Annotated in this window: 1 protein-coding gene; it reads right to left on the reverse strand. The window is 55.7% G+C overall.

What is annotated here, in order from left to right; translation table 11 throughout:
- Nucleotides 1-1959 (reverse strand): RHS repeat domain-containing protein (locus tag AO277_RS28515; RefSeq protein WP_257214226.1); only part of this gene is annotated, 1959 nt, incomplete at its 3' end.
- Between the last annotated feature and the right edge of the window lie 163 nt (nucleotides 1960-2122).

A 2122-nucleotide genomic window follows, 5' to 3' on the forward strand; every position in this document is an offset into this window, starting at 1 on the left:
TTCGGTAGTTTTTTCATCGCTCCATCCTCTCAAAGGTTGGAGTCTCCGAGAAACCCGGGGCGGTTCAATACCGTCCGGATGAATCACGTTCAGGCTGGTCGGCAGCTCGGTGGTGCTGAACGGTTCATACTCACGATGTGCCTCGCTGCTATCGGGCAAGCGTGTGCTGACCATGCGCGACCAGGCGTCATAACTGAACTGCGTTTTGTGGTCTGACGCATCGGTCTGTTCCGTGCAGCGTCCAATTCCGTCGTAGAGAAAAGTTTGTGAGCCCAGATCTTTTCCTGCTGCGTCCTGGCTCTTGATCTTGTCCGGTTTGCCGAACATGTTCAGCCAGGTCTCGCTACGACCACTGATCAGAGGTTCTGCGTCACCGCTTTGCACCCAGGTCTTCTGAACAGGACCGTTATGTTCTTTACTGCCGATGGGGTCATGGTACTGGTGAGTCTGCATGCCGTGATCCGAGGCAATGACAGATTGCTGGTTCCAGTCGTCGTAGGTGTAGGTGTTTTGCATAGCGAACAGTTGCTGGTTGTCGAACCAGTCGTAATCCGTTTCGTATTGCACATTGTTCCAGGCGTTGTATTGCGCTGTATGGATCACGCACATTGCTTGCAGATCATTGCTGTCGATGTGGTCCCGTTCCTCGAGTATTGCCCGGCCCAGGCCGTCCATGACAGAGCGGGTCTTGACCTTGCGGGCGTCGGTCAGCACTTGTTCTGCCCACTGTCCCGTATCGGAACACAGGGTGTACTCGTACTCGCGACTGGCTTCATAGCCAGCACTTGAATTCGGTGCGATCGTTTCTTTGGTCAGCCGGTTGAGCGCGTCATAGACATAGCGGATCTCCACGCCTTCTTCCAGGGTCAGCAGCACCTGGCCGGTCAACAACGACTGCTGTTGCTGCTTGCTCATGCGAGTGTTGTCGAAGCCGATAGTGGCGATCTCTATCAGCTGTACCGAGACCTGCAAGTGTTTGCTGTTGCCCTTGCTGTTGCCCTTGCCCTTGTTGTTGCCTTTGCCCTTGATCTTGATCTTGATCTTGATCCGGTATTTGCCCTTGCCTTTGATCTTGATCCTGATCTTGCCCTTACCCTTTTTCTTGCGGCTGCTGCTATTGGTGCTGTTGCTGTTGCTGTTGCTGTGACTGATGCTGGAGTGGCTGTACTCGTAGACGGTAACGGTGTCCTTTCCATTCAGGGACTCGATATTTCTCCCGGTTCGACCATGCTGGAAAGGCGCGTCCGGCTGGTTGATATGCTCCAGCAGGATCTTTTGCAACTCCACAGAGGTTCCATCGCTTTCAAGCTGCAGCAGTGTTTCGGTTTCCGGCACGATCCAGTCGGGTAACTCGCTGCCGGTCAGTGCAGGCAGCGTGCTGTAGCGATAACGTGTGGACAGGGTAGGGGCCCCGGACTGCGACGATGGCGAGGGTTTGACCACTTTTTCTTTCAGTCGGGAGACAAACCCTTCCGCATCGGCCGGGCAACCGTCGCCACCGCCGGCCGGGTACCAGCTGCTGACTTCTTTGATCCCGTCGGCGCGTGTATGCACCAGCGGATTGCCGTAAAGGTCATAGGTATAGGTGACGGTTTCTGTGCGCGTCCGCTCAGGCTCGTCCAGCCGTTGCCAACGGGTGGTGACTTCGCTGGGTAGCTGACAATTGTTGGGCTGCATGCAGTAACGCTCGCCCGGCCGAATGTTATAGGCGGTCGTGACCGTTTGCTGGTTGTTGTTCTGGGTGGTGACTTCAAGGGTCTGCAAGTGAAAGCGGTTGAAGGTCCGCTCTATGCTGCGCACGGCCTTGCTGTCGACCCACAGGCTTTCGGTACAGACATAGTTGTAGTCCTGCAAGGTTTTGTAAAGGTTGTCCAGGCCGTTGTCTTCCCAGGCGATGCGCAGCTCTGCACCGAGAAAATTTCGTGAGTGTTGCTGGCCGTCCTTGTAGGTATATCGCACATCGACCTTTGCCTGACTGAGGCCGGGATCGATGACGTGCCTGGTCACTCTGGGTATGGGCTGGCGAGCGGCGCTGGATGGAAACGCATGGGGAGTATCAGTTTTTTTGTGTTCGGGCTGGTTAGGGCCTGCCGTCAGGCAGGCCCTTGTTTTACCAGCTCGG

This window comes from Pseudomonas amygdali (genome assembly GCF_002699855.1).
Lineage (GTDB): Bacteria > Pseudomonadota > Gammaproteobacteria > Pseudomonadales > Pseudomonadaceae > Aquipseudomonas > Aquipseudomonas amygdali.